General features: G+C 47.2%; 10 protein-coding genes. 3 read left to right on the plus strand and 7 right to left on the minus strand.

Features of this window, described 5'->3' with window-relative positions:
* Positions 1-24 precede the first annotated feature (24 nt).
* From ACED36_RS02760 to ACED36_RS02785, 6 genes are all read right to left on the minus strand, one after another.
* Positions 25-1476: a glutathione synthase gene (locus ACED36_RS02760; RefSeq protein WP_371732760.1), complete on the minus strand. Its 1452-nt coding sequence runs from the start codon at positions 1474-1476 to the stop codon at positions 25-27.
* 76 nt (positions 1477-1552) lie between these two features.
* Complete coding sequence (locus ACED36_RS02765; RefSeq protein WP_371732742.1) at positions 1553-3337, minus strand: ABC transporter ATP-binding protein; 1785 nt, start codon at positions 3335-3337, stop codon at positions 1553-1555.
* Entirely contained in the window at positions 3327-5195 is a 1869-nt protein-coding gene (locus ACED36_RS02770; RefSeq protein ID WP_371732743.1) for an ABC transporter ATP-binding protein, read from the minus strand. The genes ACED36_RS02765 and ACED36_RS02770 overlap by 11 nt, the downstream gene beginning before the upstream one ends.
* A 69-nt stretch (positions 5196-5264) precedes the next feature.
* Entirely contained in the window at positions 5265-6803 is a 1539-nt protein-coding gene (gshA, locus tag ACED36_RS02775) for a glutamate--cysteine ligase (protein WP_371732744.1), read from the minus strand.
* Positions 6804-7063: 260 nt separating this feature from the next.
* Positions 7064-8266, minus strand: coding sequence for an acetate/propionate family kinase (locus ACED36_RS02780; protein ID WP_371732745.1), 1203 nt, complete (start codon positions 8264-8266; stop codon positions 7064-7066).
* Positions 8267-8497: 231 nt separating this feature from the next.
* Positions 8498-8959 carry a TetR/AcrR family transcriptional regulator gene (locus ACED36_RS02785; protein WP_016962510.1) on the minus strand — a complete coding sequence of 154 codons (462 nt, stop codon included), beginning with the start codon at positions 8957-8959 and terminating at the stop codon, positions 8498-8500.
* A gap of 454 nt (positions 8960-9413) precedes the next feature.
* Here ACED36_RS02785 and ACED36_RS02790 point away from each other — a divergent pair, with 454 nt between their 5' ends.
* Together ACED36_RS02790 and ACED36_RS02795 are read left to right on the plus strand one after the other, a co-directional pair.
* Entirely contained in the window at positions 9414-11060 is a 1647-nt protein-coding gene (locus ACED36_RS02790; RefSeq protein ID WP_016962511.1) for an AMP-binding protein, read from the plus strand.
* A 183-nt stretch (positions 11061-11243) separates the two neighbouring features.
* Positions 11244-11540 (plus strand): DUF406 family protein, encoded by a 297-nt coding sequence (locus ACED36_RS02795; RefSeq protein WP_017003712.1) that lies wholly within the window; start codon positions 11244-11246, stop codon positions 11538-11540.
* A 125-nt stretch (positions 11541-11665) separates the two neighbouring features.
* On the opposite strand, the gene ACED36_RS02800 is transcribed toward ACED36_RS02795, so the two are convergent.
* Positions 11666-15718: a response regulator gene (locus ACED36_RS02800; protein ID WP_371732746.1), complete on the minus strand. Its 4053-nt coding sequence runs from the start codon at positions 15716-15718 to the stop codon at positions 11666-11668.
* 249 nt (positions 15719-15967) lie between these two features.
* On the opposite strand from ACED36_RS02800, the gene ACED36_RS02805 reads away from it, so the two are divergent.
* Positions 15968-16822 carry a DMT family transporter gene (locus tag ACED36_RS02805; RefSeq protein WP_016962515.1) on the plus strand — a complete coding sequence of 285 codons (855 nt, stop codon included), beginning with the start codon at positions 15968-15970 and terminating at the stop codon, positions 16820-16822.
* The last annotated feature ends 13 nt before the right edge of the window (positions 16823-16835 follow it).

Here is a 16835-nt window from a genome sequence, read left to right on the forward strand (position 1 = left end):
ATCGATTTTCATTGTCGACCGAATCTATTCGATAAGCGTGATGGAATCTAATATCCCCTTACCGCTATGAATGCCGCCTTCGTTTTCTTTTGCTGGTTTACTTCGCACTAAGTAGCCAGCGTAGCCATTGTACTCTGTGACAGGCACGCCGTTGAAGTAGGCTGTAAACAGACCTATTTCACTGACAAGATCATCCACAAGCGTTTGCTTCCCATCGCGCACGGCAATGGTCGGGCGCTCTCGTTCGTGCGGATATAGCCGCTGCATCAGTGCCCACGCATCATAATCTTCCGGCTTTAAGCTGGCGAGCTTATTTACAATATCGTCACCGAATACACAGTGACCACCGCCTTCGCCTTGGTTTTTCAGCACCCAAGCATGTTTATCAGCATCCGCTTTAAACCACGCGATGGATTGCGCGCTGATCGGCAGCATGTCTGCCAATACGCTTTTCACCAACAACGCTTCTTCTTCGCTCAATGCCCAGCGGGTTAAATCTCGCGCCGTCATCATGGTGAGGAGCATCTGCATGGTTTTGCTGGTTGCCAATTGTTGCCCTACGGTCGCGTTCACTGCCACATGGTGCTGTTCAATAAACACGCGGGTTTGGCTCAGCGTTTCGCAACACTCGTCTTCGCACAATTCAGGCGCAAAATAGTCTGAGTATTGGTAACCGGCGCGGAGATATACCACATCAATCGCCCCAATGTCTTTCAAGATCAAGCGTTGGTTTTCGCCAGTCGATAATTGCGTCGATAATTGGTCAAACGTTCGGCGCACCGTGCGAACACCACGTTGTTGCAATGCCACTTCCAATAGATGCTGGTCATAAACATTGTCTTCGTTCTTTTGCACCACCATCAAGAATGTGCGCTGCCCTTCACCACCAAAATGCGATCGAATCTCTTGCGCAGCAATCGCAATACCGTGCGCCAATTGGTCTAAACAGGCATTGTCTGCAGGGACAGCAGTTGGCGATTCTACCCATGTGTTATAGGTATCCGGCCATTGGCGGCGCATGTAGTCATGCAGTTCATTGGCACGCTGGCCAAAAGGCCCCATTCCCGCTGCAATGCCGTTGAATTCGATCACTTTCGCACCTTGTTCACGGTCATCCATGTAATCGGTTCGCATCAAAAGGAGCGGCTTGCGTTCTGCCATTAACGGCGCGTGTTCCGTCCCGTGAATTTGCGCATGCATTTTCAGCAAACGGCCAAAGAACGGATCCGCATTCGCCATGCTGCGAAGTGATGACTGCAGAAAAGCGTGGTCTTCTGACACTTGGCTGATCAATTTGGTCAGCATCGGCGTCACATTCATTATGTGGTCGAACACATGACGTTTCATGGTCATCGGGGCAAGGCTATACGGACAATGTCTCGCGGTTCCATCCGCATTTTTTATTGCCACGCCATGCATGATTTGCCACTGGTATGCTTCGTCTGTGATTTGTTTATCAACGATTGGAGAATTCACGGTGTTCACCTTACTGCTCCCTTCGACGCATGTTGTTTGTGTTTTAACGCTGCGCATGACGCCATTTGATGACGTTTCATGCTGTTGCCAAGCCGAGATGGGCATTTTCAGTTTCATGTTCTTCTTGTTCTTTCTGTGCAAGATATAACTCTCGGTACTCGCCAATTTGAGCCACTAGCTCGTCATGGGTACCGCGTTGGACAACCTTCCCTTTGCTCATCACTAATATTTGATCCGCATTCTTAATGGTTGAAAGGCGGTGCGCTACCGCAATGACTGTTCGTCCATGTTGAATATTTGATAACGCGCTTTTAACGGCTTCTTCGGTTTCGCTGTCAATGTTGGCCGTCGCTTCATCCAGCAAATAGATCTCTGGCCCGTGAGCAAAAACGCGTGCCAACGCAATCAGTTGCTTTTCACCCACAGACAATGATGAACCGCCATTGCCGGGTTGATGTTCATACCCTTCAGGCAAGCGCTCGATAAACGCCGATGCATTCACTTCTCTGGCGGCATCAATCGCAACATCTGAGCGGGTTTCACGCTGCATTAAGTCGATGTTCTCTCGAATGGATCCGCTAAACATGTAAGGGTCTTGCGAGACCAAACCAAACAGACGACGAATTTGCGCATCAGGCAGATCGTCGATGCGTTGTCCACCCACCAAAATGTCGCCTTCATGATGCGGATAAAAACGCATCAGCAAGTTCACCACCGAACTTTTCCCACTACCACTAGGGCCGACAATGGCTGTGAACTGGCCGCTTTTTGCCACGAAGCTGACATCATCCAGCGCGTTAACGCCCTCTTCATACGCTAAACGCACATGCTTGAACTCGATGTCTTTTTGTGGCGCAAGTTCGACCATTGGCGCATCGTCTTTTTGGGCGTGATGCACAGGCTCATCAAGGATTTCGAAAATACGCGCGGAGGACACCAACGCCACCTGCATCTTTCGAAGTTCCATCGACAGCTGCCTAAACGGTTCGAAGAAGCGTTCGATGTAGTTCAAGAAGGCGTAAAGCGTACCGACTTCGACCACGGTTTGTAGCGAAGCATTACCAAACCAAGCCACGATGCCAAGCGCGGTTAATGAACCAACCAAACGCGTGAATGGCAGCAGCATCAAACTGTCTACGGCGATCGAGCGGGTGCGGAAGTTAAACCACGTATCGTTGTCTTTCTCGAAGCGCGCTTTAAACGCGTTCTCTTGGCGAAATGCCTGAACCAATGACATGCCTTGAAGCGATTCACTGATCGTGTTGTTGATATGGCTAATCTGAACCCGAATACCATTAAACACGGGCGTCGACACCTTGCGGTAGATCTGCATGGTTGCTAGCAGCACCGGAATCAATGCCATACTGATAACCGCCAAACGCCAATCCAGTAACGCTATCGCGATGAAAATACCCACGATGCGCAAGCTTCCCTGAATGATAGTGGGAAAGGTCGACACAAACAGATCACGCAGCGATTCGGTGTCGTTAGTGACATAAGACACCATACGACCTGTTGATAGGCGGTCAAACGCCGCAATCGGCAGTCTCAATACATGATCAAACAACTGCTTGCGAACATCGTTGACCACCAACAAGGCGCCATGCTTAAACGAGAGAGACTGCAAATACTGAAAGCCTGCTTGGCACATATAAAGCAGCAATACGGCGGCACTTAGCACGCCTAAGTGCTTCCAATCAAACTGCTGAGGCACGATCACTTCGTCAATGATGACTTTCGCCAGCCAAGGAATCGCCATTTCCGCAGATACAGACACCAACATGAATGCAAAGGCAACGGCAAATCGCGCCTTGTGTGGCAAGGTGAAACGAACGAGACGCCCCATAGATTTACTCAACATGGCTTCCCTCCTCCGCATCGGCGTTATTAACGTCATGGTTGTCATGCGTGATAGACGTGTTTAACTGAACATGCGTGTGAGCTTGGCGTTCATACACGGCGGCGTACCAACCTTTTTCTGTCATTAATGCCTGATGCTTGCCGCGTTCAATCACCTCGCCTTGATCGAGCACGAGAATGTCGTCAGCATGTCGTAAGTTAGGGAGCCGTTGTGTCACCAACAGCATGGACTTATGACCATAGTGTTTCTTCAAGTTATGACGAACGATGGCCTCTGTTTTCATGTCTAGTGCACTGAATGGGTCATCCAACAGCAAGATATCGGCATCCACCAACAATGCACGTGCCAACGCTACGCGCTGTCGCTGACCACCAGACAGGTTTGCTCCATTCTCATTAAGCGCGGCATTAAACCCGCCCGTCATCGCTTCAATTTCCTGCTTGATGCCTGCCATTTCGGCGACAAACGCGATTTCTTCTTCTGTTGCATGAGGTTTCCCCATGGCAATGTTTTCTGAAATTGAACCCGAGAACAACAGCGGCTTTTGAGGCACCCAAGCGAGTTTTCCCCGGAGTGAATCAAACGTCAGGTGTTCGGTGTTCATCCCTGCCAAGGTGATCTCGGATTGCATATCGCTCAAACCGTATTGACGCATGATCAGACTGATCAGGGTACTTTTCCCACCGCCTGTCGGGCCGGTGATGCCAATAAAACCACCCGCTGGTATCGTAAACGCCACGTCTTTAAGTACCGGTCTTGATGTGTCAGCAGATGACATATCAATAGTGGAGGTATCAGTAGATGAAGTGCGAATAGATGAGTTGTAAGCAAATGAACGCACATTCACAGAAAGGTTCGAAGAAGCACCGTTAGGAATCACGGCGTGTCCTTCTACCACGTCAGGCTTTTGAGCAAACAACGCTTCAAGACGTTTCCACGACGTATTACCACGTTGGAACACGTTGAACTGCCAGCCAAATTGCAGGAACGGCCCCAGTAACTGCGCAAGGTACAACGTGAAGCTCGTAAACAAACCAACGGTAATGGCATTTTCGCTGATCATCCATCCGCCATAAGCAAGCGTGATGACGAACGAAGTGCCGTAGATCAATTGAATGGTTGGCCCAAACAATGAATCGATTTTCGCTACATCAATGTTGGCTTCTAACGTCTCATCCAGCTTTTCACCAAAGCGCGCTTTTTGTCGCGGGTTAATGCCATGGGAACGCACGGCAAGAATACCTGCGACAGTTTCGCGCACTTCCTCGTTCAGGTGAGAGAATGCCTGCTGCGCGCGTCCAAAGTGTTTTTGCATACCTGCGCCATAACGATTGGTAACCAGTACCAACAGCGGAAACGGCAACAATGCGACGGCGGTAAGATGGCCGCTAACCAAAAACACCATACCGAAGATCACGGTAAAGCCTGCAATTAACGAATCCACCAGCGTCATCACGCCATCACCCGCAGCGGATTCCACCGCATTCAGGTCATTGGTGGCATGTGCCATTAAATCGCCCGCACTGTGCTTGCCATAAAACGACGGTGACATGGCCGTGAAATGCAAAAACAAATCTCGACGGATCACACGAGAAATCTCTATGGCTGCCCCATAAAGCTGGCTATTCCACACATACCTGAGGGCATACATGGCAATCGCGGCGACAAAGATACCCGCTAAGTGGGTCATCAGTAATTGGCTTGTCAACGCATCATTACTGATCGCATCAACAATACGGCCAATTAGCCAAGGTGGTGCAAGGTTAAGTATCGCGACGGTTTGCAGCGCAAAAAACGCGATCAGATATCGGCGAGTACATAGCTTCATGTAGCCGCGCATTTTCCAAATTAATTCCATGGGGTCATCTATTCGTATTAGTAGCCGAAGTTATCAATCACAGTTAGCAATCACAGTTAGCAATCACAGTTAGCAATCACACGTGATGGCTGTTTTCTTGGTCAAGAATGTGCTGAATGACAATTCCTGCACATGCTCCAATTCGGCTTGCTGATTGAGTGACGTCGTCACAAGATCATTGAGCTGACCGACGGTCTCTGCTGAAACGGGATACGCGCTGTGTGTCAACATGTGCCCTTCAGACAATCGTTGAACCAGTTCACGATAACCAATGTCATTAGCTGTCATGTCGGCCAGCATCATCGCAGAAGGCGTTAATGACATATCGGACAGCTTCTGTTTTTCCAACGAAAGGCTCAACGAATACGCCTGCGTGTTGAAACCGCTATCAAACAAGGCGGCGACATCATCCATCGCACCTAATAGCGCTTCTCCTAATTCAACAAGCGACACGTCACCATCGACCGTCGGCAGCAAAAGGTCTGGTTTTCTTCCCATTGTTGTCACTAATTCAACACGCTGTTGAATCATTAATTGCTCTTCACGGGTTAACGATGGGCTCGGCGCGAGCGCACAATGCGTGAGGAAGAGATCGAGGAAATCGCTCTGGGCTTCACTCAGACCGAGCGGCAAATAGGGATTGTTGTCTACCGTGCGAAGCTCAACATACTCCACACCATGACGACACATGGCTTCCAATGGACGCAATTCTGCATTCACGACTTTCGGTCTCACTGAGCCGTAGAGTTCGTTTTCAAGCTGTAAAATGGCGGTGTTGAGTTGCTGATTGTCGTTCAAATGACGGTATTTCTCACTCGGCATCGCCAACAGCGCTGAAACGCCTTTCAAATACGCCATTTTATCGTCGTAATTGATTGGGTATTTCGATTGTTCACTGTTGGTGTAACCCAAACTGCTCAACCGCAACGACGTTGCCCACGGCAGGTAAAACGAGTGATCGCCCATTGGCTCGAGTTGATGCTCTCGCCCTTCCAAATAGCTTTTATCCAGCGCAGGAGATGCACCAAATAAAAACGGAATCACCCAGCCGTGACGCATCACGTTTCGGATTAGGTGGAAGTACTTCTCAGACACATAGTCTGCAAGAGAACGTTCACTCTTTTCATGCGCGTGCATCGCCTGCCAAAACGCTTCTGGCAACGAGAAGTTGTAGTGGATTCCCGAGATAGTTTGCATGCGCTTGCCATAGCGATTCGCCAAACCCTGGCGATAACGCATTTTCATCCTCGCCGAGTGCGAGGAACCATATTGTGCGGACGTAATGTAACGGTCTGCTGGCAATACAGGCGGCAAGCTACCCGCCCATAACAACTCGTTTTTTGGCAATGCGCCCGCAACGAAATGATGCAATGAGGACAAACAATCAAACATCTGGTTTTTGTTTGTGTAGGCTGGCGTGATCAACTCCAGCTGAGCTTCCGCAAAATCAGTGGTGATAAACGGATGCGTTAAAGCAGAACCCAAGGTTCTAGGGTGTAAGGTTTTCGCCAATGCGCCTTTAGGCGTTGTCCGAATGGTTTCCTTTTCAATACCGCGGCGGATGCCTCCAAGCGTGCCTACCAATATTTTCTCTCGTTTTTTCGTCATCTTTCTTATATTCAGTAATGAGTGACATAAAATCACCACATGAAATACGCGTGGCGTTTACGTGTTCTTTACCTATAAGACGAAGACAAACGAGAAAAGACGACGAAAAGTGACATTTATTTTTAGCCCGATGCCGCTAAATGGATCGAGTGGCTTCTCACTCTATAAATTTGACCACCTTCAAACATGTAGAGCTTGGAGAACACAAAAAAGCCGCTGACTCTCATCAGCGGCTTTTCTTAACTCAACGCGATATTGATTTATTGCTTAGTGAACTCAACAGCTTGCGATGCAATCACGAATTCTTCGTTCGTTGGGATAACCAACACGACAGCATCCAGGAGGTCAGATTTTGCAATCATGCCGCCTTTGCCGAAGCGCGCTGCTTCGTTACCCGTTTCGTCTTCAACAAAACCCAAAATTCTTAGGTTCTTGAGCACTTCACGACGAATTGGCAGTGAGTTCTCACCGATCCCGCCCGTAAAGATGATGGCATCAAGGCTGTCGAGGGTGATCATGTAAGAACTGATGAACTTAGCAACACGGTAGGTGAACACTTCAAAAGCCAGTTTTGCACCTTCGTGACCGTTATCCATGGCTTCAAGAATGCCACGTGCATCAGACGTTAGTCCGGATACACCTAGGAAACCCGATTTCTTGTTCAAGGTGTCGAACACTTGCTCTTGGCTCCAGCCTTTTTTCAGCAAGAACTCGATGATACCTGGGTCCAAGTCACCAGAGCGTGTCCCCATCATCAGGCCAGCTAGCGGTGTGAAGCCCATTGAGGTATCTACCGATTCGCCATTGCGCACAGCACACACCGATGCACCGTTGCCCAAGTGAACAGAGATAACGTTGGTGTCTTCAATCTTCTTGTCCAATACCTTCGCTGCTTCACAGCTAACAAAGTAGTGGCTAGTGCCGTGGAAGCCGTAGCGACGAATACCGTATTCTGTGTAAAGTTCGTTTGAGATAGCGCCCGTAAACGCTTTCTGCGGCATAGTTTGGTGGAACGCGGTATCGAACACTGCAACTTGTGGCAAGCTTGGGAAAGCCTTCATGGCAGCACGAATGCCCATGACGTTTGCTGGATTGTGAAGCGGAGCCAAATCACTCAGTGCATCAATTTCAGCGACTACGCTTTCATCAATCAGCGTTGCAGTAGCAAACTTCTCACCGCCGTGAACGACGCGGTGACCAATAGCAACCAATTGGCTGCCAACATCCATGTTTTCGACCAATTCAACGATGATTCCCACCGCTTTCTCGTGGTGACTACCACCTTGCTCAAGCATAACTTCTTGCTTGTCTTGCCCTTCGCGTTTCCAGCTAATGCGCGCATCGTCAAGACCGAAGCACTCGCCAAGGCCAAATAATATCGCCTCGCCAGATTGTGCATCCATCAATGCGAATTTAAGGGAGGAACTGCCTGCGTTGAGGACCAGTACTAGTGAATTGCTCATGAAAAATCTCGTTGGCAAATGGGTGATACGGAATACTCAGATTCAGAATCTCCATTATTCAATTAATTTTTAACTACACAATGTTTATTTGAATGATTAAACGTTTTTTAACCTTTTAATGTTTCAGATCAAAAATGCGCACGCTTACTGACAAAAATGAACGTTATCAGTCTCCATAAGACACAAAAAAACGCCCATATAGGCGCTTTAAAAGTCAAGCTATTTGGCAATTCAGGCCATGGTAAGAAGCGACTTGCCTAGCAGCCATTCAAACTCTTTTTCGAACTCTTCACCATAGCGATTACAGCACACATCATGCAATTTTCGGCTGGCATGGCTAGTGAACTCTACTGCATTTTCCGAAGAAACGGAGTGAAGAAAGAAGAGGCGGAGAACGGCAGTAAAGCGGTTGTCAGATCGAAGTGCGGTTAGCCAGCTCTCAATGAATGTACGCTTGTCACCTTCTAAATCTAACCGATCGATCAATATGTTCAGTAACCTGTCATCTAGACGTGTAATGAAATCGGTTTTCTTTGGAAAGTGGTGGCTGATCCCTGTACGAGATATGCCTGTCTGCTGACTCAGTGTTGTGTATGACATTTTGTCGTATCCAAGCGTAACCAATTGGTCAACCACCGCATCAAGGATCGTTCTTATCGTGACTTCAGTATCTTCTTTGCTTCTCTTTGGCATGGTCTTATCCCTGTTTCTTGGCTTCAATCACCTGTAACAATCAAGACATCAGTTCTACTGCTGCAAGCGCTTCTATTATTTATGTCGCATTACCGTAGAGCTTGATTACGCTTAAAACGAAAGAGTTTACCGACCACCTACCCTTAAGTTAACGATCTTAAAGATAGTACATGTGTACACTTTATGAGCAAAAGACGTTCGAAAATCCAAGAAGCGTGAACAGCGTTAGATTTGAGGGCGGGTATCAACATGGATCTGTAACGTACTGAAAGCAAAATGCTATTCTATGTTAACAATACGTGAACAAAATGCAGCGAGCGTTACCTGCATCAAAATTTGAACAAGTGTTTAAATGAATCTCTTGACCTAAGCACATAGAAATCCTTAATTTAACACTTCGATAACATAGAATTATAACTATTACTCTATTCCCTACAGCTATACGGGGTCCTTTATGGCTCAACCAAAACCTTACCAACAAGCTCTTCGCTGGGCTGAAGAACGCCCGAATGAGATCTTTCTTCGCCAGATCATCAACCGTCAGTTTAAGGACTTCACTTACTCTGATGCTGTTGACCAAGCTCTGAGGATCGTTTCTGCCCTGAGAGGTATGGGACTGGAACCTGGAGATAAAATCGGCTTGATTTCGAAGAACTGCGCAGAGTGGTTCATCACCGATCTTGCTTTGATGCTAGGAAGTTATGTCAGCGTCCCCATTTTCCCAACCGCGGGCGCAGATACCATTGGGCATTGTCTCGATCACTCAGAAGCAAAGTTGTTGTTTGTAGGTAAATTGGACGACACAAAAGCGCTGAAAGAGACCCTAGAAACCCGTAGCAAGCTTCCCACTATAGCGTTCCCTTATCCCACCATTCATTGCGGTTACGACTGGGGTGATTTGATTGCTCAACATAGCCGAGCTGAAGTGAACCCAGAGCATCAAGACGACGATTTAATGTCTATCGTGTACACCTCCGGTACGTCTGGCTTGCCAAAAGGCGCCATGCTGACTCACGGTGGCTTTGCTTGGTCGTCACAACAACTGATTAATAGCATTGGTATGCGAGAGGGCGAACGCCTGTTTTCTTACTTGCCACTCGCACACATTACAGAGCGTGTTTACATTCTTGGCACAGCAATGATGTCCGGCATTTGCACTGCATTTCCTGAATCTCTCGATACCTTTATTGATGATGTCAAAATGCACCGCCCGACCCTGTTCATTTCTGTACCGCGTCTATGGACGCTGTTTCAGCAACGTATTCAGCAAAAACTGCCTCCTGCGAAACTCAACATTTTGCTCAAGATCCCTGTGGTTTCTGGCTTAATTAAAAAGAAGATCGCGCAGAACCTTGGCTTGGACCAAGCGCGCGTACTCGGGTGTGGTTCTGCACCAGTATCAGCAGCACTGCTGAGCTGGTATGAAAAGCTCGGGTTACACATTACTGAAGCATGGGGTATGACGGAGTCGTTCGCTTATAGCACGTTGAATTACCCATTCAGAGAAGACAAAATCGGTACCGTCGGTAATGCCGGCCCGGGTGTTGCGATGAGAATTGCTGCTGATGGCGAGATCCTTGTGAAAAGTCAGGGGCTTTTTGCTGGATACTACAAAAACCCAGAAGCCAGTGCTGAAACCATCATTGATGGCTGGCTGCATACCGGTGACATTGGCGATATTGATAACGAGGGTTACCTCACGATTCAAGGGCGTAAGAATGACACGTTCAAAACGGCCAAAGGTAAGTTTGTTAGCCCTGTGCCTATTGAGAAGCGGCTGTTTGAACTCAGTAACGTTGAAATGATGTGCTTGGTTGGCTCAGGCATGCCTGGCCCTGTTCTTCTGGCTCTCCCCCATGATTTCCCTAACTTTGATCGCGCGCGCTATGAGCGTCGCGTGACGAAAGTGATTGAGACCATCAACAAGGAGCTTGAATCACACGCGAAAATCAAAGGTGTGTTGATGATCAAAGAGCCTTGGAGTATTGAAAACGGATTACTAACACCAACGTTGAAAATCCGTCGTCATCTGCTTGAAAAGAAATACCATGATGTCGGTGCGGTATGGCCTGCTGATAAACTGGTGCAATGGGAAGACTAACCCTATTTACATCAAGTATCTAAACGGGCCTTTGGGCCCGTTTTTTATTGTGTTCAATTCGACTGGTTGATTCATTTCCTCTCGATAATCCAATAAAAAACCCTACAAACCGAGGCGTTAAATGTAGTAATATTACGAAAAGTCGAAAGACTATCCTCATCCCCATCATCGAGAGAGTGATCAATGAGCCAGGAAGAATATCAAGTATGTGATGCGTGCGGCGTGACCGCAGAAATGGGTTACGTGATCAGCGAAGGCGATGACGTGGCTGAAGTTGAAATCTTTGCGTCGGACAAAACAGCCGCCATGGCTGAGTTTCGTGCTTACCTGTCACTGGCGAAAGAAGTTAATGACGCAGTGATTCATGACCTCGATGAAAACGCAGAGTGGGGGTTAAACCCACTGACCGTGAAGCTTAAGTTTGAATGCAGTGCTGAGAAGCTCATTTTCGAACTCCGTAGCCGCGCACTGGCAAAATAAAACTCGATCATTCTTGTTAGTGCTTGTTGCTATCACTGAACACAATGAATGAAAAAAGGCCGTTAGCTAAATCTGCTAACGGCCTTTTTTGTTTTCAGCAATACCTGTAACTCACCAAAACAACGTTAGAACAATGTCGGCGTGTTTTCCTCTTCATCCACACCCAGGGTTTCAATTACCGCCTCAAGTTTCTTCGCTGCAATTTCATATTCGAACTTACGAATGGCGTCTTCAACGGGCTCAAGGTTAACGTCCATGCTTTTCGAGCTTTGTTTGATACCTGTAATAAAATCAACCGCCTGCGTATCAAAATTATTGAGCAAGATTTTAAGTTGCTCCAATTCAATACGGAACTCTCTTGGCGTATAACCCGCAAAACCGGCTTCCACGGGCTTCGCTTCTTCCTCTTTTTCACCCGGAATGTAGGTTTTTATTTGTTTTAAGCACGCCTCGATTTTGTCCATCAGGCTGGCATCCATTTTCAGATCTGTGCTTGCTTGATCTTCAAGATTCCCGGCAAGAACAGCTAAGCCTTTTGCAGACACATTGGCAGCAGCGCCTTTCAAAGAGTGAGCAAACATCTCAACATCTTCTCGATTTTCATCAGCCAGTGCCTGACGGATTTTATCAATCACGGCCAATTTCGTATCTGTGAATGCCCCCATGACTTTCCAGTAGGCTTTCGAATTGCCGCCAATACGGTTAATCCCCTCATTGGCATCAAGAACCAGTGGATCAATGTCTGCAATCTGAACATCAATTTCATCTTGAACCTTTTGAACATTGAGCACGACTGACGATTTCACCACCTCTTTGGACGCTGTCGTCCACCGTTGGATGGTAGTAAGAAGCTCATCCACATCTATCGGCTTAGATACGTGATCATTCATGCCTGCTTCTTTACACTGCTTGACGTCTCGTTCCATGGCATTAGCCGTCATGGCGACAATCGGCAGCCCCGCCAATGACTCAATTTCTCGAATTTTCTTGGTGGCCGTCACCCCATCCATCACAGGCATCTGCATATCCATCAACACAATGTCGAAGTGTTGTTCCTGCACCATATCAAGTGCAATTTGGCCGTTGTCTGCCACTTCAATCACTGGGTCAAACTGCTCAAGAATACCCTTGGCAACTTCTTGGTTGATCATGTTGTCTTCTACCAGGAGTATTTTTACGCCTGTGAAGTCTATTTCTTCAGAAACATCTTGATGCACGTCACGGCTATTAAGAAGTTTAAGCTCTTCTTTACCAAATGCTCCCATCAAGGCGTCAAATAAGGAAGATGGATTGATAGGCTTTACCAGCGATGCATCAAACAAGTTTTGTACGTCGTCACCGATCAGCCCTGCATCTTCACCATAGGCACTAGCCAGAATCACTTTCGGCATTTTATTGATTTGTAACTCATGGATTTGCATCGTGGCTTCATCACCATTAATGCCCGGCATTTTCCAATCCATCACCACGACATCAAAGCCATCGTTACTTTGATCGGCAGATTGCACTTCGAACACGGCTTCTTCACCATTAGAGACGGCCGCCACGCGCAGATTTAGGTTATCAAGCAAGGCATACATGATGTCTCGTGACGCTTGGTTATCATCCACAACCAACACACGTTTATCATTGAGCACGGTCGCTTTAGCCACCTGCTCTTTAATGCTGGATTCGCTACGACCACAACGAATGGTAAACGAGAACGTGGAACCTTTTCCGGGTTCACTCGCGACCCAAATTCGCCCGCCCATCAATTCAACAAAGCTTTTTGAAATGGTTAAACCAAGCCCTGTACCGCCGTATTTTCGCGTGATAGAGCCATCTGCCTGAGAGAATGACTGGAACAGGCGTCCCAATTGCTCATCAGACATGCCAATCCCCGAATCCTGAATGTCGAACTGCACTTCGACAATTTCATCGCATTCGGTCACTTTTCTAGCGCGAATAATAATTTCGCCGCTGTCGGTGAATTTAACGGAGTTACCCGTCAGGTTAATAATAATTTGTCCTAGGCGTAACGGGTCACCCACGAGGTCATCTGGCAAGTCGGGGTCAATATCAAAAATGAGCTCCAGCTCTTTCTCTTTCGCTTTGACTGAAATGATGTTGCTGATGTTGTCCAGCACTTCACTAAAGCGGAATCCGATGTGTTCGACCGAGAGCTTACCGGCTTCAATTTTCGAGAAATCGAGAATGTCATTGATGATGCCAAGCAACGACTTACCCGCTTTTTCAATATTGCCGACATAGTTACGTTGCTTGTCATTCAAATCCGTTAACAAAGCTAAGTGAGACATACCCAATATGGCATTCATTGGCGTACGGATTTCATGGCTCATATTCGCCAAGAATTCCCCTTTGGCTTTACTGGCTTCTGTGGCTTGGTCTTTCGCGGCAATCAAATCGGATTCGAGGCGTTTTTGAGTGGTAACATCAACGAACATGCCCACAACACCCAAGGGTTCTCCATCACCGCCGTAATAAGTGGCTTCGTACACCGTTAAGATACGGACATCGCCATTGGCATTCGGAAGTTCTATCTCATAGACGCTTGAGCCTGGGTTTTCGAGCAGTGTTTTTTCTTTTTCATCGAACATGGTGGCGACATCTTCGGTAAATAGCTCCGACGGTGTTTTGTCCATGACATCGACATAGAAAAGGCCAAGAAAGTCAGTGAACGCGTCGTTGACGCCGATGTAATAGCCTTCGGTGTTTCTAAAGTAGGTAGGGTTTGGTATCGCATTAATAATTTGCTGGTTGAGCTTCAACTGCTCAGAAACACGGTGCTCCGCTTCGAGTTGTAGCTCGGCGTTAATGGTGAGCTGAATACCCACGGCCAAATCTTCTTGCGCCTCTAATAACCAATCAATTTCCTTGTCAGAGAAAGTACGTACAGACCCTAATTCCAACACCCCGACCATGTCGTTATTAACAATAAGGGGCATGAAATACATTTCTTCCAACATCAACTTACCAGCAGGTAACGTAAGCGCGAATTTGTCTTTGTCGTTTCTGATCCGCAGAAACTCTTTTGTCAGCATAATGGTGCGATGGAAAGAGACGGCTTCTACGTCCATCTCTTCCGTTTTTTCATCAACACCCACGCCGCCCACCAAATTCAGCCTCTCTCCTCGGAGAACGTAGATCGCAACATAAGGCAACTCAAGGCGTTGTGAATAGAAGTTCGCAACTTGAAGGCCAAGGTCTTTGGTATCGGAACAACCACGGATAAGATCTGAAAACGCTTTAATTTGACGACTGAATTCAAACCTCTGAGCAATTTCAGCCAACACTTCATTTTGTGCGGCAGCAAGGTCTTTCAATTCGCCTTGGCTTTCCACATCCAGCTTGAATTCGAACTGCTTGTCACGCACTTTGCTAACAATAACGCGGCGAATGTTATCTAGCGGTTTGAGGAATCGATACCATAACAGGACGGTGGACATTCCCACTGTCACAATCAACAAAAATGCCATCGAAATAGCAACACCATCCATGTTTGCGCGTTGCTGAACCAGTCGATCTAGTTCGGCATGTGAGCTTTTCTCAATGGCATCATAAAATGCGCCAATAGGCCCCATGATTTTGTTTTTTGCATGGATATATTCCGGCCCGAATAACATTTGTCGTGCAAGTTCAGGATCGGGAATGACACGCTCTATACCACGAGCCGTGCGTTTCTTCCCTTGGATCAAATTCATTGCCTCTTGCTCAATGGAAATGAGCTCTTGCGATCGAGAAAGTGCTTGGGTCAAAAACGACATTTGCGCTTCACTCACCCCCGAATCGCGCATGCGGCTTAGCAAGGAAGGGAAATCAGGACGAATCGGAATATCAGGGGCTTGCACTTCATAGTTGGGATCAGACAACTGGGCCCAATAATCAAAATTAAAGCTCTCAGGAAGCGGGAGCTGTCCATCTCGTACCGCTTTCACATTCTCGAACAAGTAACGCCAACGATTGTTCGATGTGACGGCATAATTTCGCGCAAACTGTGTTAGCAATTCGGAGCTGTTTTTTAACTCTGTTGCCAACGCATACTGTTCATAGCGTTTTTCATAAATGATATTTATGTCTTTTGAGAGGGCTTCTGAGCGTATGTTTGCAAATATAGTTAACACGCCAAGAACGAGAATAAACCCCATTAATGCGAAGAAAATGTGGCGAATCGATCTCATTTTGTCTCCAAAGTCTCGAAATGGTGACACCGCTATCACATAAGCGTAGACCGCTAGTGACCGTTGATAAAGTGAGAAAAAGCAAAAGCCTGTTTGCACTTATCGATAAATCACGTCATAACTGAGTAACGCTCAAAAAATATCCAAACATGAGCAGTACGAGAGTTTGCCGCGAGCACATTGGATTGGCACAGAGACGGAACTCATGAAGAGGTAAAAGTGACACCCATTTATAAAGGAACAATGGCAATGCTAATTGGCATTTCCATACTCAGCGTCGATAGTCTGTTGATCAGATTAATTGAGGCATCCGGTTGGACGTTGCTTTTCTGGCGAGGCCTGATCTCTGCAATAGTGATTACGGCATTTGTACTTGTCCGTAACCCCAAAGAATCGCTAACAGCACTGAAAAAACCTTCCAAAAATTTACTGATCGGGTCTTTGGCATTCTCTCTCTCCACGGTGTGTTTCGTTTTATCGATTGAACACACTCAAGTTGCCAGCACGCTTATTATTATCAATGTCAGCCCGTTGATCTGCGCAGCGCTTGCGTTTGTGTTTTTAAAAGAAAAAATTGACACAAGAACTCTCTTGGCGATCGTTGCAGCGACTTTTGGCATCGTGTTTGTTTTTTATGGGAAGGCGTTACCGAACGCGTCGTTTGGCAATATGATGGCGTTAGTCACTGCATTGATGTTGGCCACTTATTTTGTGGTACTGCGAGAAAGTAAAAGCGCAAATGCTCAATTGTTCCTGATCTTTGGCGGACTATGTACAGCGACCATTGCGCTGATAGCAGGTGCAGAGCCCTTTTCGCTGACGCAGCAAGAGTGGGTATATATTCTCATTTTGTGTGCGGGTGTTGTGCCTGTTTCCTTTATCTTGATTTCCATTGGCCCGAAATACCTTCCTGCTGCTCATGCCAATCTCTTCATGCTGTTAGAGGCAATTCTTGGGCCGATTTTTGTTTGGATGGCATTGGGAGAAGTACCGAGTGAGAATGTATTGATCGGGGGCGGAATTATCTTGCTGACGCTAGTGTTGTTTACACTCTCGGCGGCAAAGAGCCGAAAAATGTCCAATAAAAAGCCCAGCGCACTGTAATCATTACGCTGGG

The sequence above is a fragment of the Enterovibrio sp. FF113 genome, from assembly GCF_041439165.1.
Lineage (GTDB): Bacteria > Pseudomonadota > Gammaproteobacteria > Enterobacterales > Vibrionaceae > Enterovibrio > Enterovibrio norvegicus_A.